20 protein-coding genes and 2 pseudogenes are annotated in these 23,442 nt (G+C 62.2%); 5 read left to right on the forward strand and 17 right to left on the reverse strand.

What is annotated here, in order from left to right; genetic code table 11:
- Positions 1-74 precede the first annotated feature (74 nt).
- The 16 genes and pseudogenes from AC1Q5S_RS16360 to AC1Q5S_RS16435 all read right to left on the reverse strand — a co-directional run bounded on the left by AC1Q5S_RS16360 (position 75) and on the right by AC1Q5S_RS16435 (position 15,473).
- Entirely contained in the window at positions 75-194 is a 120-nt protein-coding gene (locus AC1Q5S_RS16360; RefSeq protein ID WP_492239076.1) for an HU family DNA-binding protein, read from the reverse strand.
- A 70-nt stretch (positions 195-264) separates the two neighbouring features.
- Positions 265-402, reverse strand: a pseudogene (locus tag AC1Q5S_RS16365) (DNA/RNA non-specific endonuclease); the annotation flags it as partial.
- 24 nt (positions 403-426) lie between these two features.
- Positions 427-3,558 (reverse strand): efflux RND transporter permease subunit, encoded by a 3,132-nt coding sequence (locus AC1Q5S_RS16370; protein ID WP_492239078.1) that lies wholly within the window; start codon positions 3,556-3,558, stop codon positions 427-429.
- A gap of 15 nt (positions 3,559-3,573) precedes the next feature.
- Positions 3,574-5,187, reverse strand: a complete 1,614-nt coding sequence (locus AC1Q5S_RS16375) for an efflux RND transporter periplasmic adaptor subunit (RefSeq protein ID WP_422205471.1) — start codon at positions 5,185-5,187, stop codon at positions 3,574-3,576.
- Positions 5,184-6,458, reverse strand: a complete 1,275-nt coding sequence (locus AC1Q5S_RS16380) for a TolC family protein (RefSeq protein ID WP_422205473.1) — start codon at positions 6,456-6,458, stop codon at positions 5,184-5,186. The genes AC1Q5S_RS16375 and AC1Q5S_RS16380 overlap by 4 nt, the downstream gene beginning before the upstream one ends.
- The gene (locus AC1Q5S_RS16385) at positions 6,455-6,703 is read right to left on the reverse strand and encodes a DUF2789 domain-containing protein (protein WP_303833693.1); all 249 of its coding nucleotides are present in this window, start codon (positions 6,701-6,703) and stop codon (positions 6,455-6,457) included. The genes AC1Q5S_RS16380 and AC1Q5S_RS16385 overlap by 4 nt, the downstream gene beginning before the upstream one ends.
- 114 nt (positions 6,704-6,817) lie before the next feature.
- Positions 6,818-7,036, reverse strand: a pseudogene (locus tag AC1Q5S_RS16390) (MgtC/SapB family protein); the annotation flags it as partial.
- Positions 7,037-7,410: 374 nt separating this feature from the next.
- On the reverse strand, positions 7,411-7,719 hold the full coding sequence (locus tag AC1Q5S_RS16395) for a hypothetical protein (RefSeq protein ID WP_303833694.1): 309 nt from the start codon (positions 7,717-7,719) through the stop codon (positions 7,411-7,413).
- 202 nt (positions 7,720-7,921) lie between these two features.
- Positions 7,922-10,255, reverse strand: coding sequence for a heavy metal translocating P-type ATPase (locus AC1Q5S_RS16400; protein WP_492239080.1), 2,334 nt, complete (start codon positions 10,253-10,255; stop codon positions 7,922-7,924).
- Positions 10,256-10,258: 3 nt separating this feature from the next.
- Positions 10,259-10,501, reverse strand: coding sequence for a DUF2933 domain-containing protein (locus tag AC1Q5S_RS16405; RefSeq protein ID WP_422205478.1), 243 nt, complete (start codon positions 10,499-10,501; stop codon positions 10,259-10,261).
- Between the two features lie 302 nt (positions 10,502-10,803).
- Positions 10,804-11,277 (reverse strand): hypothetical protein, encoded by a 474-nt coding sequence (locus tag AC1Q5S_RS16410; RefSeq protein ID WP_492239082.1) that lies wholly within the window; start codon positions 11,275-11,277, stop codon positions 10,804-10,806.
- A gap of 72 nt (positions 11,278-11,349) precedes the next feature.
- Complete coding sequence (locus tag AC1Q5S_RS16415; RefSeq protein ID WP_492239083.1) at positions 11,350-11,694, reverse strand: copper-binding protein; 345 nt, start codon at positions 11,692-11,694, stop codon at positions 11,350-11,352.
- Between the two features lie 59 nt (positions 11,695-11,753).
- Positions 11,754-12,248 carry a cupredoxin domain-containing protein gene (locus AC1Q5S_RS16420; RefSeq protein ID WP_303833698.1) on the reverse strand — a complete coding sequence of 165 codons (495 nt, stop codon included), beginning with the start codon at positions 12,246-12,248 and terminating at the stop codon, positions 11,754-11,756.
- Between the two features lie 33 nt (positions 12,249-12,281).
- Positions 12,282-13,694, reverse strand: a complete 1,413-nt coding sequence (locus tag AC1Q5S_RS16425) for a multicopper oxidase family protein (protein WP_492239086.1) — start codon at positions 13,692-13,694, stop codon at positions 12,282-12,284.
- Positions 13,695-13,710: 16 nt separating this feature from the next.
- A complete protein-coding gene (locus AC1Q5S_RS16430) occupies positions 13,711-15,141 on the reverse strand; it encodes a TolC family protein (RefSeq protein ID WP_492239088.1) in 1,431 nt (476 codons plus the stop codon).
- A complete protein-coding gene (locus AC1Q5S_RS16435; RefSeq protein ID WP_492239090.1) occupies positions 15,138-15,473 on the reverse strand; it encodes a hypothetical protein in 336 nt (111 codons plus the stop codon). Before AC1Q5S_RS16435 ends, AC1Q5S_RS16430 begins: the two co-directional genes overlap by 4 nt.
- A 157-nt stretch (positions 15,474-15,630) precedes the next feature.
- On the opposite strand from AC1Q5S_RS16435, the gene AC1Q5S_RS16440 reads away from it, so the two are divergent.
- The 3 genes from AC1Q5S_RS16440 to AC1Q5S_RS16450 all read left to right on the forward strand — a co-directional run bounded on the left by AC1Q5S_RS16440 (position 15,631) and on the right by AC1Q5S_RS16450 (position 18,230).
- The gene (locus AC1Q5S_RS16440; RefSeq protein WP_303833702.1) at positions 15,631-16,314 is read left to right on the forward strand and encodes a heavy metal response regulator transcription factor; all 684 of its coding nucleotides are present in this window, start codon (positions 15,631-15,633) and stop codon (positions 16,312-16,314) included.
- Positions 16,315-17,730: a heavy metal sensor histidine kinase gene (locus tag AC1Q5S_RS16445; RefSeq protein WP_303833703.1), complete on the forward strand. Its 1,416-nt coding sequence runs from the start codon at positions 16,315-16,317 to the stop codon at positions 17,728-17,730. It begins immediately after the preceding gene.
- A 146-nt stretch (positions 17,731-17,876) separates the two neighbouring features.
- Entirely contained in the window at positions 17,877-18,230 is a 354-nt protein-coding gene (locus AC1Q5S_RS16450; RefSeq protein WP_303833704.1) for a DUF4148 domain-containing protein, read from the forward strand.
- Between the two features lie 331 nt (positions 18,231-18,561).
- Here the strand turns inward: AC1Q5S_RS16450 and AC1Q5S_RS16455 are convergent, their stop codons facing one another.
- Positions 18,562-18,909: an ArsR/SmtB family transcription factor gene (locus tag AC1Q5S_RS16455; protein ID WP_303833705.1), complete on the reverse strand. Its 348-nt coding sequence runs from the start codon at positions 18,907-18,909 to the stop codon at positions 18,562-18,564.
- A gap of 144 nt (positions 18,910-19,053) precedes the next feature.
- On the opposite strand from AC1Q5S_RS16455, the gene AC1Q5S_RS16460 reads away from it, so the two are divergent.
- Together AC1Q5S_RS16460 and AC1Q5S_RS16465 are read left to right on the forward strand one after the other, a co-directional pair.
- On the forward strand, positions 19,054-20,103 hold the full coding sequence (locus AC1Q5S_RS16460) for an efflux RND transporter periplasmic adaptor subunit (RefSeq protein WP_422205494.1): 1,050 nt from the start codon (positions 19,054-19,056) through the stop codon (positions 20,101-20,103).
- A 1-nt stretch (position 20,104) separates the two neighbouring features.
- On the forward strand, positions 20,105-23,407 hold the full coding sequence (locus tag AC1Q5S_RS16465; protein ID WP_492239092.1) for an efflux RND transporter permease subunit: 3,303 nt from the start codon (positions 20,105-20,107) through the stop codon (positions 23,405-23,407).
- The last annotated feature ends 35 nt before the right edge of the window (positions 23,408-23,442 follow it).

Genomic DNA, 23,442 nt, shown 5'->3' on the forward strand with positions numbered 1-23,442 from the left:
TGCTTTGCCGTCATCTCTTGACTCCTTGTCGGTATTTTCAACAAGGCCAAGAACTCCACTGTTCAGGGGCAAGGTCAACCTTTCTTGACGGCGGTCTGGATGGTCTCGATCAGCGTTTCCAAAACAGCATTGGCAGCTGCCTTGGACAGATCATTCTTGGAAGCCAGGATTTCAACGAGTTCTGCGCGGTTCATGAATACTCACGGTGTAGAGGGTGGAAAGCCTGATTTATAACGCCACCGCTGACACAGCCCTTGCTGCGACTCAATGCGGCAGTGCAATTCTTGGCAAAAACTCCATCCCCGTGCGCTTGACCAACTCCTGGTAGCTGATCGGTCGGCTCACCGTTTCACCCTCGCGGTTCTCCTGCCAGTGCGCCCAGGCCCGCTGGGTGGTGGCGTCCTTGTGCATGCGAGGCCAATCGCATCAAGCTCGCCTTCTTCGAAGTTCAACTTGCTTGACGAGCGCGTAAAGCGCAGGAATCACGGCCAGCGTCAGTACGGTCGAGGAAATCATGCCACCGACCATCGGTGCGGCAATGCGGCTCATCACTTCCGAGCCGGTGCCAGTCCCCCACATGATGGGCAGCAGGCCCGCCATGATGGCAACGACTGTCATCATCTTGGGACGAACCCGTTCGACTGCGCCTTCCATGATGGCCTCATAGAGATCTGCCACGCCAGGCACCTTGTTTTCAGCACGCCGCCGGGTCTGAATCTCTTCCCAAGCATGGTCGAGATAGATCAGCATGATGACACCCGTCTCAGCCGCCACCCCAGCCAATGCGATGAAGCCCACCGCGACGGCCACCGACATGTTGTAGCCCAGCCACCACATGAGCCAGATACCGCCCACCAAGGCAAACGGCACCGACAACATGACGATCAAGGTTTCGGTCAGCCGCTTGAAGTTCAGGTACAGGAGCAGGAAGATGATCAGCAAGGTGACCGGGATAACCACCTTCATTTTCTGCACCGCGCGCTCCATGGACTCGAACTGACCGCTCCATGTGGCGTAGTAGCCGGGCGGGAACTTGACCTGCTCGTTCACTGCTTTGCGCGCCTCGGCGACGTAGCCACCGACGTCACGCTCTCTGATGTCCACAAAGATGTAGGCTGACAGCAATCCATTTTCGGTGCGGATGCCCGGTGCGCCCTTGGCCACCTCCACGCGCGCGATCTGGCCCAGCGGCACCATGGCTCCATCCATGGTCGGCACCAGGACCTCGCGAGCGATCTGCTGCGGATCAGACCGCAGTCCGCGCGGGTAGCGAACCGTCACGCCAAAACGCTCTCGCCCTTCCACCGTGGTAGTCACCATGTCCCCGCCGAGCGCCGTACCAATGACTTCCTGCAGATCACCCACCGCCAGCCCGTAGCGTGCCAGCTGCGTGCGGTCAGGCTCGATGTTCAGGTAGAAACCGCCTGTGATCCGCTCCGCGAATGCCGAGGTGGTGCCGGGCACCGCTTTCACTACGGTCTCGATCTCCCGCGCCAGGCGTTCCATTTCGTTCAGGTCCTTGCCGAAGACCTTGATGCCAATGGGCGTTCGGATACCGGTGGACAGCATGTCGATGCGCGCCTTGATGGGCATGGTCCAGGCATTGGAGACACCCGGAAACTGCAGTGCCTTGTCCATCTCGGCGATCAATTTGTCGGTGGTCATGCCAGATCGCCAGGCTGACTCAGGCTTGAGATTGATGACCGTCTCGAACATTTCCGTTGGTGCGGGGTCGGTGGCCGTGTTGGCTCGCCCTGCCTTGCCGTAGACCGATTCCACCTCCGGAAAGCTTTTGATGATCTTGTTTTGCGTCTGCAGCAACTCGGCGGCTTTGGTGATCGACATTCCGGGCAGCGAAGCGGGCATGTAGAGCAAGGAGCCTTCATTGAGTGTGGGCATAAACTCTGACCCTAGCTTGCTGGCCGGATAGAACGACACCCCCAGCACGATCAGGGCAAGAGCAATGGTCACCTTCTTCCAGCGCATCACACCGGCGATGATGGGTCGGTAGGCCCAGATCAAGAACCGGTTCACCGGGTTACGTGACTCCGGCATGATGCGCCCGCGAATGAAGATCACCATGAGCACCGGTACCAGCGTCACCGACAGCAGCGCCGCACCCGCCATCGAGAAGGTCTTGGTGAAGGCCAGCGGCGAGAACATGCGTCCTTCCTGTGATTCCAGCGTGAACACGGGCAGAAACGACACGGTGATGATGAGCAGCGAGAAGAACAGTGCCGGGCCGACCTCCTTGCAGGCGGTGATCATGGCTTGCGCTCGCTGCTTGCCATCGTGCTCGGGCGGGAGTCTCTCCAAGTGCTTATGGGCGTTCTCGATCATGACGATGGCCGCATCCACCATGGCACCGATCGCAATTGCGATACCGCCCAGGCTCATCAGGTTGGAATTCATGCCCAACAAGCGCATCGCGATGAAGGAGATCAGCACCCCCACGGGCAACATCAAGATAGCCACGAGGGCTGATCGAATGTGCATCAAAAAAACCATGCAGACCAAGGCAACGATCAGGCTTTCCTCCAGCAGCGTTCGCTTGAGCGAATCGATGGCCCGATGAATCAGATCGGATCGGTCGTACACCGCCTGGATACTGACCCCTTGTGGCAACCCTGCCGAAACTTCGGCGATCTTCTCCTTCAGGTTATGAATGACCTCCAGGGCGTTCTGGCCATAGCGGGCCATGGCGATGCCAGAGACCACCTCCCCCTCCCCATTGAGTTCGGTAAGACCGCGTCGTTCGTCGGGAGCGATTTCGACGCGGGCAATGTCTCGAATCAATACGGGCGTGCCCTTTTCGGCTTTCACGACCAGATGCTCAATGTCCGCTACGCCACGCAAATAGCCTTTGCCGCGCACCATGTATTCCGTCTCGGCCATCTCAACGACGCGGCCGCCGACGTCACGATTGGAATCCCGAATAACCTGTGATACCTTGGCCAACGGAATGCCGTAGGCCCGAAGCTTCACCGGATCGACGGTGACTTGGTAGGTTTGGACAAAACCACCAATGGATGCCACCTCGGCAACGCCATGTGCCTTGGTCAGCTGATAGCGCAGGTACCAATCTTGCAATGTGCGCAACTCGGCCAGCGTTTTGTCCTTGGCAAGCAACGCGTACTGGTAGACCCAACCCACGCCGGTGGCGTCAGGGCCGATTTGCGGCGTGACACCCTTGGGCATCCGGCTGGATGCGAAGTTGAGGTATTCCAGCACGCGCGAACGTGCCCAATAGATGTCTGTGCCATCCTCAAAGATGATGTAAACGAAAGACGCTCCAAAGTACGAAAAACCTCGCACCACTTTGGACTTGGGTACCGACAGCATGGATGTGGTCAACGGATAGGTGACCTGGTCCTCGACCACCTGGGGCGCTTGTCCAGGGTATTCGGTGTAGACGATGACCTGCACGTCGGACAAGTCCGGCAGCGCGTCCAGCGGTGTTCGCAGTGCCGCGAACACCCCCCCGGCAATGACAAACAGGGTGGCCAGCAGAACCAGGAAGCGGTTGTTTCCCGACCAGTCAATGATCTTCGCGAGCATGGTGTTCCCTGACGGTCAGTTATGGCCGGTGTGCGCATTGGCCGCCGCGTTGCCCACGGGTTTCACGGAGGTGATCACCCATTCGCCCTGCCCACGCTCCACAAATTCGAAGGCGACCAATGCGCCAGGCTTCATGCCCGCCAGCAACCCGTTGTTGGAGACCTTGAACTCCATCGACATCGCGGGCCATTTGAGGGTAGGTATGGGGCCATGGGCAATGGTGACCATGCCGGCCTTAACGTCCAACTCCTCCACCTTGCCTTCACCCTGATGCCCGACGGAGGCAGCAGGCTTGCCCGCATCTGGGGTGCCTTGTGCGTCCGGCTTGGTTCCAGGCGAGGAGTGCCCAAAGCCCCCCAAGGCCGCCTTGAGGTTGCTTTCTGCATCGATCAGGAAATTGGCAGCGATTACCACCTGCTCTCCCTCGCGTACCCCTTCGATGACTTCAATGCGGTCGTCGCTGCGTGCGCCCACTTTGACATCGCGGGGTTCGAATCGGCCTTCCTTGAGCTGCACCAGGACGATCTGGCGCGTGCCGCTGTCAATCACGGCCGAAGTCGGCACTGTCAAAACAGTGCCCTTGCTGGCGGTCGGAAGTTCCACCTGGGCAAACATGCCTGGCTTGAGCAAGCCACCCGTGTTCGACAAATCGACGCGCACCTGCACCGTTCTGGTTTCAGGCTTCAGGGTGGGGTACACATAGCTGACCGTCCCCTGGAACACCTTGTCTGGGTAGGCGTTGATCTGCACCGTGGCCTTGCCCCCCAACTTGACCAATCCGATGTCTTGCTCGAAGACATCCGCGATGGCCCAGACCGAGGACAGATTTGCCACCTGGTAGAGCATTTCACCCGGCATGAAACGCATGCCTTGGACGGCCTTCTTGTCGGTGATGATCCCAGCCACTGGGGAGCGGAATGTCAGCGTGCGGCGGGATTCTCCGGATTTGGCCAAGGCCTTGACTTGCTCGTCCGCAATGTCCCAATTGCGAAGCCGCGCCAGGCTGGAGTCGGCCAGCTCACGCATGCCACGCTGTGCCTCACCCGAGGCATCCTTCAACGCATCGACGCCCTGGGCTGCGATGGCGTACTCGCGCTGAGCGGACACCAGTTCGGGACTATAGACCTCGAACAGCGGCTGCCCCTTGCTCACAGCCTGTCCTGTGACGTTGGCATGCAGACGCTCGACGTAGCCCTCAAATTTGGCAGCGATGGTGAAGGTCTGGCGCTCGTCTGGTTCGATGCGTCCGGCAGACCGCACCACCTTGTCCAGTGAACGCCGACTTACCGCCTCAGTTCGCACGCCGAGTTTCTGAATCTTTTCGGTACTGATGCGAATCTGGTTGGAATCGGTTTGTGCTTCTTCCTGCTCTCCCTCGTAGACCGGGATGTAATCCATCCCCATCGGATCTTTTTTCGGTGTGGGAGATGTGTCGGGCAGCCCCATCGGGTTACGGTAGAAAAGTACCCTGCGCTCCTTCTTGGCGGAAACATCAGAAGCGCCCGGCGACGCAGTCTGCTCACCACTGCGGACTTCGGATTGGCGCTGCCCCATCCAATAGCCACCGCCCGCCGCCAACCCCGCGGCGACGATAGCCAAGAGTACGCCTGCCTTGAACCCTGTTGTCATTGTTCTTCCCCTACGATGCTTTCAATGCTGGCCAGCCGCTTCTGTGCGTCTACTGCGGCTTTGATCTGATTCAATTTGGTTTGGCGAATTTGGCGCTGCGCATCCAGCAAGGTTGCAAAATCCACCTTGCCCGTCTGGTATCCGGCCAGCGCCGAGCGGAAGGTCAACTCGGATTGCGGCAAGAGGCTGTCCGTCGTCAACGCCAGCGAACGCCGGGCAGACTCGAAACCTGCCACGTTGGCGTAAAGGTCTGCCAAGACTTGGTTCATGACGACTTCCTGGCGTGAGCGCGCAGCGGCCAACATGGCCTCGGACTCCCGCTCCTGGGCGCGCAGCGTGTCTTGCTGCAGGGGAATGTTCACCTCGACCATCAATTCCCACTCTTTGAGCGATCCCCGGTACTGAATCGGAGAGATGCCGACGTTGAAGTCGGGGTAACGGTTCTTGAGGGTCAACTCCCGGTTCTTCTCGGCAACCCGGATCTGGGACTCTTCCGTGCGCAGCAGCGGATTGTTCATCCGGGCGCGCACCTCCAGGGCCGCGAAGCTGACTTGCTCCAGCGACGGCAGTGGACGGATCTGCTCGGGTGCCGCCAAAGACTCCGAGGTCGGACGCCCCACGAGCGCATTCAGTCGGGCCTGGAGCTGGCGGCGCTCAGCGTCCAGTGCAATCAGTTCGTTGCGCATGGTGGACTGCTCCACCTGCGCACGGATCACGTCCTGTTGCGCAGCAAGCCCGCCCGCGTAGCGGACCTGGGCAACCTTTTCCAGCCGCGCCATCAGGTCCAATATTTCGCGCGACAAGCGTTCGTTCTGATCCAGGTAATAGAGCTCGGCATACGTTGTCTTGATCTTGCCAGCCAGTTCAACCCAGGCGCCTGCTGCACGGCTTCTCGCGGCTTCTGCTTGCGACTGAGCCACCTCGCGCTTCAGACCGCGTTTGCCCATCCAGGGCAGATCCTGCATCAGCAGGTAGCGGGTACTTCCGACGCGCCCCGGCAACAGGGTGGGGTTTTGTGCCCCCATGCGCGTGATGTCACGCAATTCGGTTCGGAATTTGGGGTCCGGCAAGGCGCCCGCAGGCACGACGCGCTCTGCTGCCGCATCCGCATCAAAACGCATACTGGCGATTTCCGGGTTTCGCTCCCTGGCCGCTTGCAGCAACCCCTCGACACTCGACCCCAGCTTGGCCTCTTGCGCGTAAGCCATCGGGCTCAGCACAAGAGACACCAGCACCACCCCCAAGGACAGGCGATTCCTCATAGGCATCATGACCGCCCCCTGGGTGCACGCAGGGCAGCATTCAATCGGTCAATGACTTCGGCCCAGTCCGCATCGTCCAGAAGTTCTTCGCGCAACAGCGTCGCCTGCGCTGGCGTCCAGAACGGCGCATCGGCCAGCAGCACATCGGTCGGAAGTGGCGAGTGCGCCTTCAGGAACGCCCCAATGCCGGCCTCGTCCGTGCGCAGGCCGAGCTGGGCAAACAGTTCAGAGAAACGATGAAATGACTTTTCCATAGCGGTGATCCCTATTGTTCAAACACAAGAATTCTGAAAACGTGGCCGGTGGAAACTTACGAAAGCGTCCCGCTCAACGCCAATACGACCGCTGCGCACACCATCGCGCCCAGGTAGCCGAGAACCCAACAAAGGCCAGGCGCCGAAAACTGGCTGTAGATGCCCAAGCACACCACCGAGCAGTCCGGTCAGGGCAAAAGTGCGCAGACCGGCAACCCGCCCTTCCTCCGGCAATTCGCGGTCGTGCCAGCCGCGTTCCAGGCCAATCACCAGACCGACAGCAAGCGCTGCGACCAGGCCTGAAGCGTCAGGTGGTAGTTCGTAGCCATTCATCGACGCTCTCCGTGGATGACCTGCGTAGCCCCCTGCAGCATCTTTCGCACGCCAGGCATCACGACCGCCCCACAAGGGGAACGCCAATCGACATTCAACTGATCCACCACTTCGGTCCAATCTGCATTCAGCATGATTTCCTCATGCAGCACCCTACCCTCGCTCACTGAAATCCAGGATGTTGCGCTTCCAATCTGAATCCGCCCGCCTTGTGCGAATGCACGTTGTGTATTGTGTGAGCCGACGGCTAACGGAAAGGTGTTTCAAAAATTACATTGCTGTCAGGAACTTCTGGGACGGGGCCTAGGGGCCCATGATGAACATTGGCGCGTGAGGGCCCGATGGGTTGTTCCACCAACGGACAGGAGCACCCGTCAAGGCAACAAGGCCGGTGTCCGCAAGTCACTGGTCTCGCCACTATTCTCCCCTGTGCCAAACGCGGTCGCGTCAAGGGCGAACTCCACGTCGATTCGGGAAAGACGATCAAACAGCGCCATGTTCTGGTGGTTTTCCACACGCTCGAACAGGAGTACCTCGATCGGGCGCCACATCGCCACCCAGCCAACAATCAACAGGCCTTCGCTGATGGCAACAAGCACTTTGCTGTTGCCGGGATGGAGCAACAAGGCACGTGCAAGCAGGGTCGCCCCCAGAACAGTGAGTCCCGTGAGCAGAAAGCGCATGCCCTGTCGCATCCTTCGTCGATATCGGCGCCTGCACTGCGCATGTTGCGCCTGGAAGCTTGGCTTGCGGGGGGTTGCAGATCCTCCACCAAGCGTTGCTTCCTTTGTATCGCTGCTTTCCCCCTTCGCGGCCTGGCGCTTGGAGAGGCCTGAGGTTTTGGTGGTGGCGTGGGGGTTTTCATCATTCCTCCGGACTACGGCATCATTTCTTGCCGCGGCGCAAACGCAGCGCATTTCCAATCACCGACACCGAGCTCATGCTCATGGCCAGCGCCGCGATCAGCGGGGACAACAACCACCCCGTGAACGGGTACAGAACACCTGCCGCAATCGGCACCCCAATGCCGTTGTAAACGAAGGCGAACAGCAGGTTCTGGCGCATGTTGCGGACGGTGTCAGTGGAGATGTCACGCGCCGCAGTGATTCCGCGCAAGTCGCCTTTCACCAGCGTGACCTGGCCGCTGTTCATGGCCACATCTGTCCCGGTGCCCATGGCCACGCCGACATCGGCCTTGGCCAACGCAGGTGCATCGTTGATGCCATCGCCGGCCATGGCAACAATATGGCCCTCTTTCTGGAGCCGTTCCACCAGCGCAAGCTTGTCGACGGGCTTGACTTCGCCATGCACCTCGTCGATGCCAAGTTTGGCCCCCACGGCCTTGGCCGTGGTCAGGCCGTCTCCCGTCGCCATCACGATGCGCAAGCCGCTGGCGTGCAAAGCTTTGATCGCCTCCAGCGTGGTGGCCTTGATGGGGTCGGTCACGGCCAGGATGCCCGCCAGTTGTCTGTCCACGGCGAGATGCATCACGCTGGCGCCTTCACTGCGCAGGCGCTCAGCGTCGGTTTTGAGCGCATCCGTCGCCACGCCCTCCTGCGCCATCAACGCGGTGTTTCCCAGCACCAGGCGCTTGCCATCGACGAGGCCTCGCACGCCGATTCCGCTGCCTGATTCGAAATCCACCGGCTTGACCAGTTCCAGGCCTTTGGCGCGTGCGGCGCTGACGATGGCCTCTGCCAAAGGATGTTCGCTGCCTTGGTCCAGGCTGGCGGCCAGGCGCAATACTTCGTCCGCCGTATAGCCGGCGGCACCGACTGCGGTGTCAAAGGCGGGTTTGCCTTCGGTGAGCGTGCCGGTCTTGTCCACAATCAGCGTATCCACCTCGCGCATTTTTTCGATGGCACCCGCATCCCGGAACAGCACACCTTGCGTTGCTGCCCGACCCGTGGCAACCATCACCGACATGGGCGTGGCCAGCCCCAGCGCACAGGGGCAGGCGATGATCAGCACGGCCACTGCGTTGATCAAACCAAACACCCAACGAGGTTCCGGACCGAACAAACCCCAGACAAAGAAGGTGGCAATGGCGATGAGCACCACCACGAGAACAAATTTCCCGGCGACCACATCCGCCATGCGCTGCATGGGCGCCTTCGAGCGCTGTGCATTGGCCACCATCTGAACAATCTGCGACAGCATGGTGGCCGCGCCGACTTTCTCGGAGCGCATCACCAAGGCCCCACTGGTGTTCATCGTGGCACCAATGACATTGTCACCAACGCGTTTAGTCACCGGCACAGGCTCACCAGTCAGCATGGACTCATCGACAGCGCTGCGGCCCTCGGTCACGATGCCATCGACCGGCACTTTCTCGCCGGGGCGAATGCGCAGCAGGTCTCCGACGTGCACATGGTTCAGAGGTACGTCTTCTTCGCTGCCGTCCGCATTGATGCGGCGTGCCGTCTTGGGCGCCAAACCGAGCAGCGCCTTGATCGCCGCAGAGGTTTGCGAACGGGCCTTCAACTCGATGATCTGGCCCAGCATGGTCAGCGAGATGATGACCACGGCCGCCTCATAGTACACAGCCACACGCCCCATGGAGACGAACGAATCCGGGAACAAGCCCGGTGCCACCGTGGCCACCAGGCTATAGAGAAAGGCCGCGCCCGTACCCAGACCAATCAAGGTCCACATGTTGGGTCTGCGCAGGACGAGGGATTGCCAGCCGCGTACAAAGAATGGCCAGCCAGTCCACAAAACGACAGGCAAGGACAGCGCCAGTTCAAGCCAGGTTTGCACTTTCAGGTCAAACCATCCCAGGCGATGGCCGAACATTGCAAGAACGGTGACGATGAACGTGAAGGGCAGTGTCCACCAGAAGCGCCGCTGAAAATCCTTCAACTCATGGTTGTCTTCCTCGTCCAGGGGAATGATGGGTTCCAGCGTCATGCCGCATTTGGGGCAATTGCCGGGATGATCCTGCCGCACCTCGGGGTGCATGGGGCAGGTATAGATGGTGCCGGCCGGCTCTGGCGCGGTGTCCGCGGGCGCTGCAGATACAAGGTACTGCAGTGGGTTCGCCGCGAACTTGCCTTGGCACTTGGCGCTACAGAAATAGTAGGGCCGGCCTTCATGCGTCGAATGGTGTTCAGACTGCTCCGTAACGGTCATGCCGCACACCGGATCCTTCAGATCCGTTGGCGAGGCTGGCTCGGCAAGGGGGTGGCTGCCGTGATGGTGGTGTGCATGCATGTCCATTGCTTATTCCTGGTCGTTGTGGGTGCGCCGGGACGGCTGCGCATGGTTGCCATGCCTACCATGGCCGTGCATCAGGTGCATGAGTGGGCAGGCGAGCAGCAGCAGGTAGGGCCAATAACCCAGAACATGGCCCCAGTGCTCTCGCAGCAGGTAAAAACCGGCGATCAAGGCAGCCGTTGCCAGCGCCATACCGGCTGGGCGGCGCCAAAACGATGGCGTATGGGCGTTGTGGTCAGGCTGATCCATGGCGTTGCTCCTTCAGAGTTGCTCGCACAAGGTATGGGGCGCGGACGCGCCCGCCCAGTTGATCGGAAATGAAGGCAGTGGCCGTTATCGGCAACCGCAGCCCCCCGCTCCGCCGTTGTGGCAACCCGAGGCTTTGGGCTGCGAGGTGGCAACGGGAGTGGGCGCATCTGTGGCCAGCTTCGCGGGGTAGCCCGCATACCTCAAGGCCATCAACAAAGGAGCGCTGCCCTGCGCCAGTTCCCCGCTCTCCCGCACGAGGCCAGACTGATGCTTCATGGTGTCCCCCCAATCCAGTGGATGCGTTACTGGGTTGGCGTGGTCGGCATGCGATCCATCATCATCTGCATCATCGACTCCATCATGGACATGCGCTTGTCCATCATCCGTGGATCGCATTGCATGTTCGCCATGCCGGTGGATGGCTGGCCCGATGCCATCTGCCCTTGCATCGACTCCATCATGCGCATCCCGTCCTGCATGGTCGTCATGTGCTCAGCCATCAATGCCTGGCGCTCCTGGGGCGTCTTGGCGGCGGCCATCTTCTCGTGCATGGCCTGCATGGCCTGCATTTGCCGGTCCATGGCGGCCATGTCACCCGAGCCCATGGCCCGGCCCGGCGATGGCAGTGCTGCGGCGGGTGCTGGCGCCACGGTTGCCGCAGGGGCGGCAGCGTCCACCGGATGGTGCTCCTTGTGCTCGTCAGCGCCTTGTGCCAATACGCCTGCGGAGGCGGCGGCGATGCAGAGGCCGATCAGAGAGTGGCGAATGTGAATCATGATGCTTCCTTCCTGCTGTGAGAGTTGGCTGGGGTTGCAGCGTCCGGCGGCACGGCGTGGTTGCTTCTTTGCTCAGCGCACGGGCTGGATGTCGGTGATGACCATCTTCCCGCCCTCCTGGATGACCACGAATTGCACCTTGTCACCGGGCTTGAGCTTGGCAAGCTGGCCCTTGTCGCGGACCGTGAAGACCATGGTCATGCCGGGCATGTCCAGGTTCTTGATCTCCCCATGTTTGAGGGTGACCTTGCCGGTGTCCGGATCGACCTTCTTGACCTCGCCGTCGGTCATGAAGTCCGATGCGTGGGACATCGCCATCTTGCCGTGATCCATCGTCGCTTGGGCAAAACTGCTGACGGGCATGGCTATGCCCATGGCAAGGGCGGAGGTGGCAAAAAATTTTTTGGTGGTGCTCATGGTGTCCTCTGTATGACTGGATAGATCTGTCTATGGGCTGGCACGCTGGTTTCAGGCCATCACTTGCGGCCCACCTGGATGGCGCCCTTCATGCCCGCTTCGTAGTGGCCGGGCATCAGGCAGGCAAAGTTCACGGTGCCGGCTTTGGTGAACTGCCACACTATCTCCCCCCGCTTGCCGGGCTGCAACGTGACCTTGCTCGGTTCGTCATGTTCCATGTCGGGGAATTTCTTCATCTGCTCCAGGTGCTCCAGCAGCTCCTTCTCGGTGCCCAGGCTGACTTCGTGCTTGACCTGTCCGGCGTTCTTGACGATGAACCGCACGGTCTCGCCCTGTTTGACCTGGATTTTCGACGGCGTGTAGCGCATGTTGTCGCGCATCTCGATCGTGATCGTGCGGCGGACCTTGGCGGTCAAACCGGGCTTGCCGATGGCCGTCTCATCCCCATCATGGCCATGGCCTCCCGTATGGCTGCCGCTGGCGAAGGCGGCCCCCGAAGCGGCAAACGCAACCATTGCGAAGAATCGGAAGGCATGGGACCAGGTGAATTTCATGAATCAACTCCAAATCAGAAACGAAAGACAAACTCAATGCTCGCCATGCGATGTCGGCTTGCGTACGTTGACTTCGGTCGGTACTGCAGGCTTGCGAACACGCGGCATGGACTGCCCGCCTTCGGCACTGAAGCGTGCAGGCTCAGCGATGGGGCCCGTGTACTTTCGCGCCACAGTGCCGTCGGGGTGTTTGAACCAACCCGGGTCTTTGTAGTCGCCGGGCTTCTGGTCACGGCGCACCTTGAGCACGCTGAACATGCCCCCCATTTCCACCGAACCGAACGGTCCCTGGCCAGTCATCATGGGGATGGTGTTGTCCGGGATGGGCATTTCCATCTCGGCCATGTCCGCCATGCCACGTTCGCCCATGACCATGTAGTCCGGGATGAGGTTGTTGATCTTCCTGGCCAGGCCGCTGTGGTCCACACCGATGAGCGTGGGAATGTCGTGCCCCATGGCGTTCATGGTGTGATGGCTCTTGTGGCAGTGGAAGGCCCAATCGCCCTCCTCGTCGGCCACGAACTCGATCTGGCGCATCTGGCCCACGGCCACATCGGCAGTCACCTCGGGCCAGCGTGCGCTTTTGGGCGTGGGGCCGCCATCGGTGCCCGTGACAACGAACTCGTGTCCGTGCACGTGCATCGGATGATTGGTCATGGTGAGGTTGCCGACGCGGATGCGGACCTTGTCATGGAGGCGAACATTCAAGGAATCGATGCCCGGAAAGATGCGGCTGTTCCATGTCCACATATTGAAGTTGGTCATTTCCGCGACCTTGGGCGTCGCTGCCCCCGGCTCGATGTCGTAGCTACTCAGCAGGAAACAGAAATCCCGCTGCACTTCGTCGATCAGGGGGTGCCTGGCTTTCGGGTGCGTGACCCAGAAACCCATCATGCCCATGGCCATCTGCACCATCTCGTCCGCATGCGGGTGGTACATGAAAGTGCCGGGCCGGCGCGCTACGAACTCATAGACAAAGGTGTCGCCCGGCTGGATGGCAGGCTGCGTCAAGCCGGCAACACCATCCATGCCACTGGGCAGGCGCTGCCCATGCCAGTGGATGCTGGTGTGCTCAGGGAGTTTGTTGGTGACGAAGATGCGCACGCGGTCACCCTCCACCACCTCTATCGTGGGGCCGGGGCTCTGGCCGTTGTAGCCCCACAGGTGGGCTTTCATGCCAGGCGCCATCTCACGGACCACCGGCTCGGCCACCAGGTGGAACTCCTTGACGCCCTGGTTCATGCGCCACGGCAGGGTCCAGCCGTTGAGCGTCACCACAGGGTTATAGGGCCGACCGGAATTGGGCACGAGCGGAGCCATCGTGTTCGGGCTGGACTGAATGACCGGTTCGGGCAGGGCCGCCATGGCCACGCGGCTGACCGAACTGGCCGCCACGGCCCCACCGGCAATCCCGGCGAACTTGAAAAAATCTCTTCTGGATGTCATTGCAATCGTCTCTGCATCAATGGCCGGCATCGCCGCCGGTGGGCGCACTGGATGTGGCGGATAAGCGGGTGCTGGTGGGGCGTCCGATCACGGATGCCTGCAAGGCCGCATCGGCCAGCCAGAATTGCTGCTGCGCGTCCATGGCTGCGACAACGGCGCTGACCTGATCGCGCGCATCGGCCAGCAACTCGAATGTGCTGATCAGCATGCCGTTGTAGAGAAGCTGGTTCTCTTCCGAGATCACCTTGCGCAGCGGCACCACCTCATCGCGGTAGTGGCGCGCGACGTCGTACGCGGTGCGGTAGGCGGAGTAGCTTTCGCGCAGGCTGGAGCCTGCGGAGCGCACCGTGGCTTCGAGCTGGTTCGCCGCCGCCAGGGTGCGGGCGTTCATCGACGCGCGCTGTATCCCCCCCCAATCAAAGATGGGCAGACGTACCGCGATCTCCCAGCCCCGCGCGGTGGAGCGGGTGCCTTCGGCATTGTCGAACGTAGTGTTGCGCCGCCCGGCGAGCTCGATATCCGTGAAACTGGTCACGCTGTTCAAGCCCTGTGCCTTGGCGGCCGCATCCATTGCAGACTGCGCCAGGCGTATATCCAGACGCGCCCGGGTAGCCTGTGATCCGATCGCCTGCGGGTCCAGTGGCTGTTTGGGCAGATCGGGCAAGCGTTCGGGCAGCTTGAGCGTCTGCGCCTGCACTTCATCCAACCCTAACAAGCGCACCAGCTCTTCCCGGCTGGAAGTGACTTGGTGCTGGGCCGTGCTCAGCCGGGTGGCGGCGTCGGCATAGAAGGCTTGCTCGCGTGCGCGGGTGATGCGGTTGAAGTTTCCCGCGGCTTGCATGCGCTTGGCTAGCTCCGCTCCAGCCTCCGCGCTGGCATAGACCTGCTTGGCATACTTGAACGATTGCTGTGCGACAACGGCACGCACCCACGCCTGGCGCACAAGGGTGACCTGATCCACGACATCGCTGGTCAAACGCAGCTGGGACTGCTCCATCAGCCGGTTGGCGACACCGTACCGCGATGGCAGTGCCAGCAAATCCAACAAGCCAAAGGAAAGCGCACGAGCCAGTTCCAGTTCGGGGCCGGCCGTCATGCGCTCGAAACTGAAAACAGGGTTGGCAATCCGGCCCGCTTGCGCGGCACCGGCGGATTCCGCCCAACCTTGGGCCAACAGCGCCTGCAAAGATGGGCTGTTCACCAACGCCACCTGTACCGCCTCCTTCTGCCCCAGAGGCTGGGCCAGCAGATTCTGCGCAACCTGCGCGCGCTGGTCGCGCTCGTCCTGGGTGAGAGCCAAGGCGAGCTGGCCCTCGGTGAAGCTGCCCGCTTCGTCATTCACGCGAGCGATGTTCTGGTCCAGGCTGACGTTGGCGCAGCCCGTCAGCACCGCCAGTCCGAGCGCGGACAACGCCAGCCTGGCATGTGTGGCACGCAAACGCATCATGGCTTACCTCCGCCGTGATGACCGGTGTGCGGGTTCTTCGCAGGAGCCGCATCCTGGGCGGACGCGGGCACGCCTGTCTGGACCTCCTTCGCATAGGCGCGCCAGCCACCGATCGCACCCACGCGGTCATTGACCTGCCGCCAGGACTGCACCGGCTGATCTTTATAGGCTTGGTAGTCGCTCATGGCCGACGAGTACTGCAACTGCGTCGGCAAAGCGGCCCTGGAGGCCTCGGCATCCCCAGGGGTTTGCGCGAAGGCGGCTCCGGCAAGCAACGCCAATGTCCAAGGCATGAACGCCCTCAACGCTGGCGCTTGGTGGGAAATGGACATGGGCTCCTCTTGATGAATCTCAAATCTCACGATGGAGACATTCTGGAATATCTATCCTTTCATCCAAGTGTTCTGAAAATTACTTTTTTGTTATCTCCATGCCAGACGGCTTCAAGCTCGGCAAACTCTCACACCAGCACACCGAAGGAGCGCGCACGTGAAGATATTGATCGTCGAGGATGAGCCCAAGACCGGGGCCTACCTGCGCCAGGGATTGAGCGAGGCAGGCTACGGCTCGGACCTGGTGCCCAATGGTGCCGATGGACTGCACATGGCCATCCATGGCCAGTACGACCTGGTGATCCTGGATGTCATGCTGCCGGGCCTGAACGGCTGGCAGGTGCTGCAGTCCTTGCGTGATCGGGGCCTGGAAATGCCCGTGCTGTTCCTGACCGCCCGCGATCAGGTGGAGGACCGGGTCAAGGGCTTGGAGTTGGGGGCCGACGACTATCTCGTCAAGCCGTTCTCGTTTGCCGAGCTGCTGGCCAGGGTGCGCATCATCCTGCGCCGCGGTCATGCCGGCAGCGAAGGCACCACGCTGCGCGTGGCCGATCTGGAGCTCGATCTGCTGCGCCGCCGGGTATCACGCAATGGCCGGCGCGTGGACCTGACGGCCAAGGAGTTCGGCCTGCTGGAGCTGCTGATGCGTCGCCATGGCGAGGTGCTGCCGCGTTCGCTCATCGCATCGCAGGTATGGGACATGAACTTCGACAGCGACACCAACGTCATCGAGGTTGCCATGCGCCGCCTGCGCGTGAAGATCGATGAAGGCCATACGGTCAAGCTGATCCAGACCGTGCGCGGCATGGGCTATGTACTGGACCTGCCCGAGGAGCCCTGAGTGCTGTCGCGCGCCCGTTGGGGCAGGCTCCCGCTGACCCAGCGCCTGACCCTTTTCTTCACCGTGGTGGCCGCATCGATCGTGCTGGGCCTGGGCGTCTTGTTCCTGATCGAAACCGGGCGGCATTTCGTGGCGCTCGATCGCATCGCGCTGCAGGAAAAGCAGCATCTGATCGAAGAAATCCTGCGCAGAGCCCCTTCGGCGCAGGATGCACGTTGGCGCCTGGACGAGGCCTTGGGCTACCACCATGGCCTCTACGCCCTGGTCAAGGACGCGCAGGGAGAGCTTGTCTTCCAATCCAAAGGATTCCCCCCGGATGCGCAAAGCGCGCCGGCAGGGCCTGTGATGGGAATCGAGCCGTACGGTACTTGGAAGCGCGGCGACAGCATCCAGCACACCTTGCGTTTCGAGACCACGCCGGCTTATTCACACGCCAATGCACCGACAACACTGCGCGTTCTGATTGCGACCGATACGGATCACCACGCACAGTTTCTGCAGGACCTTCGGCGCAATTTGCTCCTCTATGTGGCGGCTGCCATCGTCGTGTGCGGATTCCTGTCCTGGCTCGCTGCGCGCGAGGGACTGGCCCCTCTGCGCGAGATGCGATCCCGCGCCGCCGCGGTCACCAGTCAGAAGCTGAGCGAGCGCATGCCCGTGCAGACCGTGCCAGTGGAGATGGCTGATTTGGCGCAAGAGCTCAACCGCATGCTGGATCGGCTGCAAGAGGATTTCCAGCGCCTGACGGATTTTTCATCGGACCTGGCGCATGAACTGCGCACCCCTATCAGCAATTTGCTGACGCAAACCCAGGTGGCCCTGTCCAGCAAGCGCGATGCCGCCACCTACCGGGACATCCTGGCCTCCAATGCAGAGGAATTCCAGCGCCTGGCACGCATGGTGGCCGACATGCTCTTTCTGGCCAAGACCGAGCGCGGTGTGGATCTTCCGCACAAGGAGCGGTTTTCGGCCCGCCAGGACGCCCTGGCCTTGCTGGAGTTCTATGAAGCCGTCGCAGAGGAAAAGCGCATCCGGTTGCGGCTGGAGGGCGATGGCGACATGGAGGGTGACCGCCTGATGTTTCGCCGCGCCGCCAGCAATCTGCTGTCCAACGCACTGCGCCACACGCCCGAAGGCGGGACCATCACGGTCCACATCGCGGACACTGCGGATTCCACGGTGGTGTCTGTGGAAAACACGGGCTCCGAGATCGACCCCAAGATGCTGCCGCGGCTGTTCGACCGCTTCTACCGGGCCGATCCCTCCAGGGCGCATCCCGATTCCGAGGGCAGCGGGCTGGGCCTGGCCATCACCCGTGCCATCGCCGAAGCCCACGGTGGAAGCGTCACCGTCACATCCTCCCATGGGCGTACATGCTTTGCTCTGGTGTTTCCGTATTGCGCGACCCACGCATGACGCTTGCCGCAACGAAAACTGTCGGAAATGTCATCCGGCTGTCTCGGTTTTGTTGGCTAGGGGTTTCTACCATGAGTACATCTCCTCACCGCTGCACCAAAGCGTTGGAGATGCAAACCTCAGAGACTCCATCAAGGATATTGATCATGACTCAACGTCGCCTCTCCCTCTCCGCCTTGATCGCAAGCGTGGCCGCCGTGGCGGCCTTCGGCCTGCCGGGAATGGCATCGGCGGAATACATGCACCCGGCCAACAACCAGGCTGGTGTGGTCGTTCACCCCGAACATTTCAAGAACGAAAAAACCCGCGAGCAAGTCAGGGCGGAAACCGAAGCCGCGATGCGACAAGGTCGTTTGTCTTACGGCGAAAGCAACTACCCGCGAGGTGTAGAAGCCGCATCGGCGACGTCGAACAAGACCCGCCAGCAGGTGATCGACGAAATGCGCAATGAGACCGCCGTACAACGTGAGGCACGACAACTGCTGTACTCGGCCGGCTGATCGAAAAGCCAGCCCGGCGATATCGTTGGGCGCTCCCTGTTTCGCATCACACACCATCGCCGCGCACAGTCGCGGCGATTTAGTTTCCGAATCGCCGTTCGCTCAACGACTTCCATGGGTTGTCGTAGCACCGGCGAACCAGTTTCCACAGACTCCAAAGGAGCGCCGATGATGAGGAAATCGGTCTGGATAGGGGTGGTGCGGGTGCTCATGGAAGTGCCCGAGAGTTTCGTGCAGTCATGCCACCCGCTACTTTACCGAACCCCGCCCCAAGAGGTTCTGAATGGACCGAGCAATGCCCTGCAAGCCTCGCGCGCTCCGGTGCAGTCTGCTATTCCAGATCAGTTGCCACGGTGAACGGCGCCCTGCTGGCCGCCGATCGTTCCAGCTGCCGGGCAATGTTGTCGCATACCAGATCACACAGCGCATACACCGATTCGTCTGCAAAACGGTAGTACACGCTGGTGCCCCGCCCTTCGCGCGCGACGAGGCCTTGTTTGGTCATCAGCGAAAGATGGCGTGACACATTGGCAGCCGTGTAACCACACATCTGCGCCAGATCACCCACGTTGCGTTCACCGTCGCGCAGGATGTTGAGGATGCGCAGGCGCGTGGGCTCTGCCAGCACCTGAAAGTAACCGGCCACCGCTTCCAGCGCTTGGGGAGGCATGTCTTTCATAAATCACTCCTGGGTCTGAACGGCCGGAAATTCCAGCAACTTGAGGATCGGATGGGTGGTTATGATACATCAATTGACTAATTAGCTATTTAGTTAAATATTGAACGCAATGCAAGTGACATCCCCAACGGGGCGGAGAAACGGATGCTGATACCTCGACTCGCTACGGCTGCCCTTCTGTCCAGCCTGATGGCCGCGCAAGGCGCATGGGCCGCAGATGCAGCGCCGCTCAAAACCCATACGGCGCAGGCCAATGGCGCAGGCCAGCAAGCCAGCGTGGATGGTGTGGTGGAGGCTGTGCGCGATACGACGCTTTCGGCCCAGGTGCAGGGTGCGATTGTTTCGCTCGGCGTGACGGTTGGCGACACGGTCCGAGCGGGGCAGGAAATCCTGCGCATCGATGCCCGGGCGGCAACGCAGAACGCCGCCGCCAGCGCAGCGCAGGTCGATGCCGCCCGCGCCAGCATGCAGGTGGCGAGCAAGGAGTTCGAGCGGCAGAAGCAGCTCTACCAGAAGCAATACATCAGCCAGGCGGCACTGGACCGTGCCCGGGCGCAACTGCAGGCCAGCCAGGCCCAGGTACAGGCACTGCAGGCACAGGCGGGGGCAGCGATGACGCAATCAGGCTTCTACGCCGTAAAGGCCCCTTATTCCGGCGTGGTGAGCGAGGTGCCCGTGGCCCTGGGGGACATGGCGATGCCCGGGCGCCCACTGGTCAGGCTGCATGACCCCGCTGCCTTGCGCGTGACCGCGATGGTGCCGCAAATGGCTGCCGCCACCTTGGCCGGTGCACAAACCCTGCAAGTTGAACTTCCCGCTCTCGCGGCGGCGCGCATCGCAGTGCAGCCCAGCCAGATCCAGCTGCTGCCCACGGTGGATGCCGCCACGCACGCCGTGCAATTGCGCGTGGCACTGCTGCCAGACCTGAAGGGTGCGACGCCCGGCATGTTTGCCCGCCTGTGGTTGCCAGCAGCGTCCGCGGCGGTGGGCATGCAGCGTGTGCAGATTCCGGCCAGCGCCGTGGTGCGCCGCGCGGAAATGACGGGGGTCTATGTGCTCAATGCCCAGGGCAAGCCACTGCTGCGCCAGGTGCGCCTGGGCCGCATTGACGGCGACCAGATCGAGGTGCTCAGTGGCCTGCGCCAGGGCGACCAGGTGGCCACCGATCCGCAGGCAGCTGCCAAGGTGCGCTGAGATGGCCGACATGCACACCCCGAAAGCCCTGGGCATTTCGGGCCGCATCGCGGCCTTGTTCCAGAGCGCCCAGATCACCCCCTTGCTGGCGCTGGTGGCGTTTTTGCTGGGTGTGTTTGCCGTGCTGGTGACGCCGCGCGAAGAAGAGCCGCAGATCAACGTCACCATGGCCAATGTGCTGATTCCGTTCCCCGGCGCCTCAGTGGCCGATGTGGAGCAGATGGTGGCCACTCCGGCCGAGCAGGTGCTGTCGCAGATGGCGGGCACCGAGCATGTGATGTCGGTCTCGCGCCCTGGCGTGGCCGTGCTCACCGTGCAGTTCAAGGTGGGCGTGGCCCGCACCGAGGCCCTGGTGCAGCTGCATGACACCCTGCGCAGCCACACCGACTGGCTGCCGCGCGACCTGGGGGTGCTGGAGCCCCTCATCAAACCCAAGGGCATCGACGATGTGCCCATCGTCACGCTCACGCTTTTCAGCAAGGATGCGGACACCGGCGCATTTGCCCTGGAGCGCGTGGCGCACAGCATGGAGTCTGAAATCAAGCGTGTGCCCGGCACGCGCGAAGTGCAGACGATAGGCGGTCCCGGCCGGGCCGTGATGGTGCGCCTGGACCCCGCCCGGATGGCCAGCACCGGCACCACCGTGCAGGACCTGCGCAGCGCGCTGCAATCGGCCAACATGGGCATGCCCGTGGGCGAGCTGATCGCCGGCAACCAGGCGGTGGCGGTAGAGGCGGGCCCGTTTCTCACGCAGGCCAGTGACGTGGCCGAGCTGATGGTGGGGGTGCGCGGGGGCAAGCCACTGTTCCTGAAAGACGTGGCGGAGGTCAGCGACGGCCCGCTGCCCGCGAGCCGCTACGTGTGGCACGGCAAGGCCGAGGCCAGCGGTGGCGGCGAATACCCCGCAGTCACCTTGCTGGTGACCAAGAAACCGGGTGAAAACGCCATCGACGTGGCCAACGCCGTCATGCAGCGGGTGGAGCAGCTGCACAACACCGTCATTCCGGACGGCGTTGAAGTGGCCGAAACGCGCAATTACGGCGCCACGGCCAACGACAAGGCGCAAAAGCTCATCCAGAAACTGCTGTTTGCCACGGCATCGGTGGTGGCGCTGGTGTTCATGGCGCTGGGCCGGCGCGAGGCCGCCATCGTGGGCACGGCGGTGGTGCTGACGCTCACGGTGACCCTGTTCGCCTCCTGGGCCTGGGGGTTCACGCTCAACCGCGTGTCGCTGTTTGCGCTCATCTTCTCCATCGGCATCCTGGTGGACGATGCCATCGTGGTGGTCGAGAACATCCACCGCCACCAGCAGCTCTTTCCGGGCAAGACGCTCGCACAAATCATCCCGGGCGCGGTGGACGAGGTGGGTGGCCCTACCATCCTGGCCACGTTCACGGTGATTGCCGCCCTGCTGCCCATGGCCTTTGTGTCGGGCCTGATGGGCCCCTACATGAGCCCGATCCCCATCAACGCCAGCATGGGCATGCTGCTGTCGCTGGCGATTGCCTTTGTGGTCACGCCCTGGCTGGCGCGCCTTTGGATGAAGGTGCACCACGGCAGCGCAGCAACGCATGCCGCGCCCTCGGGCATGGCGGCCCGCATCACCCCCCTGTTCACCCGCATCTTCACGCCGCTGCTCGACGACCAGCGCGGCAGCCGCAACCGCCGCCTGCTGGGCTTGGGCGTGGCCGTGCTGATCGCGCTGTCGGTGGCCCTGCCCGCCACTGGGCTGGTGCTGCTCAAGATGCTGCCGTTCGACAACAAATCGGAGTTCCAGGTGGTGGTGGACATGCCTGCCGGCACCCCGGTGGAGCAGACCGCGGCGGTACTGCACGAACTGGGCGCGTATCTCGCCACGGTGCCCGAGGTGACCGACTACCAGGCCTACGCGGGCACGGCCGCCCCCATCAATTTCAATGGCCTGGTGCGCCAGTACTACCTGCGCGCCGGGGGCGATGTGGGTGACATCCAGGTGAACCTGGTGGACAAATCGCACCGCAAGGACCAGAGCCATGCCATCGCCACGCGCGTGCGCCCTGCCCTGCAGCAGATCGGGCAGCGCCTGGGCGCCAACGTGAAGGTGGTCGAAGTACCGCCGGGGCCGCCGGTGCTGTCACCCATCGTGGCCGAAATCTATGGCCCCGAGGCCGACGGGCGCCGCCAGGTGGCCAAGGCCGTGCGCGCCGTGTTCAGCCAGACCACGGGCCTGGTGGATGTGGACGACAACAGTATCGCCAGCGCCCCGCGCAAGCTGCTGCTGATCGACCGGCGCAAGGCCGCGCTGCTGGGCATACCGCAGCAGGCCATCGTGGGCACGCTGCGCGCGGGCCTGGCGGGCGAGGCCACCACCTACCTGCACGACGCCAGCAAATACCCTGCGCCCGTGGTGCTGCAGCTGCCCGAAGAAAGCCATGGCGACCTGGCCGCGCTGCTGCAGCTGACGGTGCGCGGGGCCTCGGGCCAGCAGGTGCCCATCAGCGAGCTGGTAACGGTGAGCGACACCGTGCGCGAGCAGCCCGTGTACCACAAGGACCTTCTGCCCGTGAACTTTGTGGTGGCCGACATGGCCGGCAAGGTGGACAGCCCGCTGTACGGCATGTTCCAGATGCGCGGTGACATCGCAAAGATCCAGACCCCGGGCGGCGGCCCGCTGGTGGAATACTTCGTGCGCCAGCCCTCGGACGCACTGCGCGACTACGCCATCAAGTGGGACGGCGAGTGGCAGATCACCTACGAGACCTTCCGCGACATGGGCGCCGCCTATGCCGTGGGCCTGATCCTCATCTACCTGCTGGTGGTGGCGCAGTTCGGCTCGTACCTCACGCCGCTGATCATCATGGCGCCCATACCGCTGACCACCATCGGCGTGATGCCGGGCCATGCCCTGCTGGGCGCGCAGTACACGGCCACCAGCATGATCGGCATGATCGCGCTGGCCGGCATCATCGTGCGCAACTCCATCCTGCTGGTCGATTTCATCAACCTGCAGGTACGCGAGGGCGCGCCACTCAAGGACGCCATCGTGCACTCGGCCATCACCCGGGCCCAGCCCATCGTGCTGACGGGGCTGGCGGCCATGATTGGCGCGTTTTTCATCCTGGATGACCCGATCTTCAATGGCCTGGCCATTTCGCTGATCTTCGGCATCTTTGTCTCCACCGTGCTCACGCTGGTGGTCATCCCCACGCTGTATTACGCGGCCTACCGCAAGCAGGTGCGCCACCCCGGCGACGGCCAGGACGCTGCACCCGTTGCTTCCGCTCCCCCCGCTGGCAGCAGCCCGACAGAGGCTGCGCCGCACTGATCTGCACGGATTTTCAACCAGGCACCACAGGAGAC

The organism is Acidovorax sp. GW835-FHT14B10, assembly GCF_058793725.1.

Bases quoted from the DNA above. Each gene is read 5' to 3' on its own strand.
- AC1Q5S_RS16420 (WP_303833698.1), bottom strand. From the start codon at position 12,248: ATGAAATTCACCTGGTCCCATGCCTTCCGATTCTTCGCAATGGTTGCG.
- AC1Q5S_RS16385 (WP_303833693.1), bottom strand. From the start codon at position 6,703: ATGGAAAAGTCATTTCATCGTTTCTCTGAACTGTTTGCCCAGCTCGGC.
- AC1Q5S_RS16430 (WP_492239088.1), bottom strand. From the start codon at position 15,141: ATGATGCGTTTGCGTGCCACACATGCCAGGCTGGCGTTGTCCGCGCTC.
- AC1Q5S_RS16455 (WP_303833705.1), bottom strand. From the start codon at position 18,909: ATGAAAGACATGCCTCCCCAAGCGCTGGAAGCGGTGGCCGGTTACTTT.
- AC1Q5S_RS16465 (WP_492239092.1), top strand. From the start codon at position 20,105: ATGGCCGACATGCACACCCCGAAAGCCCTGGGCATTTCGGGCCGCATC.
- AC1Q5S_RS16405 (WP_422205478.1), bottom strand. From the start codon at position 10,501: ATGGATCAGCCTGACCACAACGCCCATACGCCATCGTTTTGGCGCCGC.
- AC1Q5S_RS16435 (WP_492239090.1), bottom strand. From the start codon at position 15,473: ATGTCCATTTCCCACCAAGCGCCAGCGTTGAGGGCGTTCATGCCTTGG.
- AC1Q5S_RS16400 (WP_492239080.1), bottom strand. From the start codon at position 10,255: ATGGACATGCATGCACACCACCATCACGGCAGCCACCCCCTTGCCGAG.
- AC1Q5S_RS16410 (WP_492239082.1), bottom strand. From the start codon at position 11,277: ATGATTCACATTCGCCACTCTCTGATCGGCCTCTGCATCGCCGCCGCC.
- AC1Q5S_RS16360 (WP_492239076.1), bottom strand. From the start codon at position 194: ATGAACCGCGCAGAACTCGTTGAAATCCTGGCTTCCAAGAATGATCTG.
- AC1Q5S_RS16395 (WP_303833694.1), bottom strand. From the start codon at position 7,719: ATGCGCTTTCTGCTCACGGGACTCACTGTTCTGGGGGCGACCCTGCTT.
- AC1Q5S_RS16450 (WP_303833704.1), top strand. From the start codon at position 17,877: ATGACTCAACGTCGCCTCTCCCTCTCCGCCTTGATCGCAAGCGTGGCC.
- AC1Q5S_RS16460 (WP_422205494.1), top strand. From the start codon at position 19,054: ATGCTGATACCTCGACTCGCTACGGCTGCCCTTCTGTCCAGCCTGATG.
- AC1Q5S_RS16425 (WP_492239086.1), bottom strand. From the start codon at position 13,694: ATGACATCCAGAAGAGATTTTTTCAAGTTCGCCGGGATTGCCGGTGGG.
- AC1Q5S_RS16415 (WP_492239083.1), bottom strand. From the start codon at position 11,694: ATGAGCACCACCAAAAAATTTTTTGCCACCTCCGCCCTTGCCATGGGC.
- AC1Q5S_RS16380 (WP_422205473.1), bottom strand. From the start codon at position 6,458: ATGATGCCTATGAGGAATCGCCTGTCCTTGGGGGTGGTGCTGGTGTCT.
- AC1Q5S_RS16370 (WP_492239078.1), bottom strand. From the start codon at position 3,558: ATGCTCGCGAAGATCATTGACTGGTCGGGAAACAACCGCTTCCTGGTT.
- AC1Q5S_RS16375 (WP_422205471.1), bottom strand. From the start codon at position 5,187: ATGACAACAGGGTTCAAGGCAGGCGTACTCTTGGCTATCGTCGCCGCG.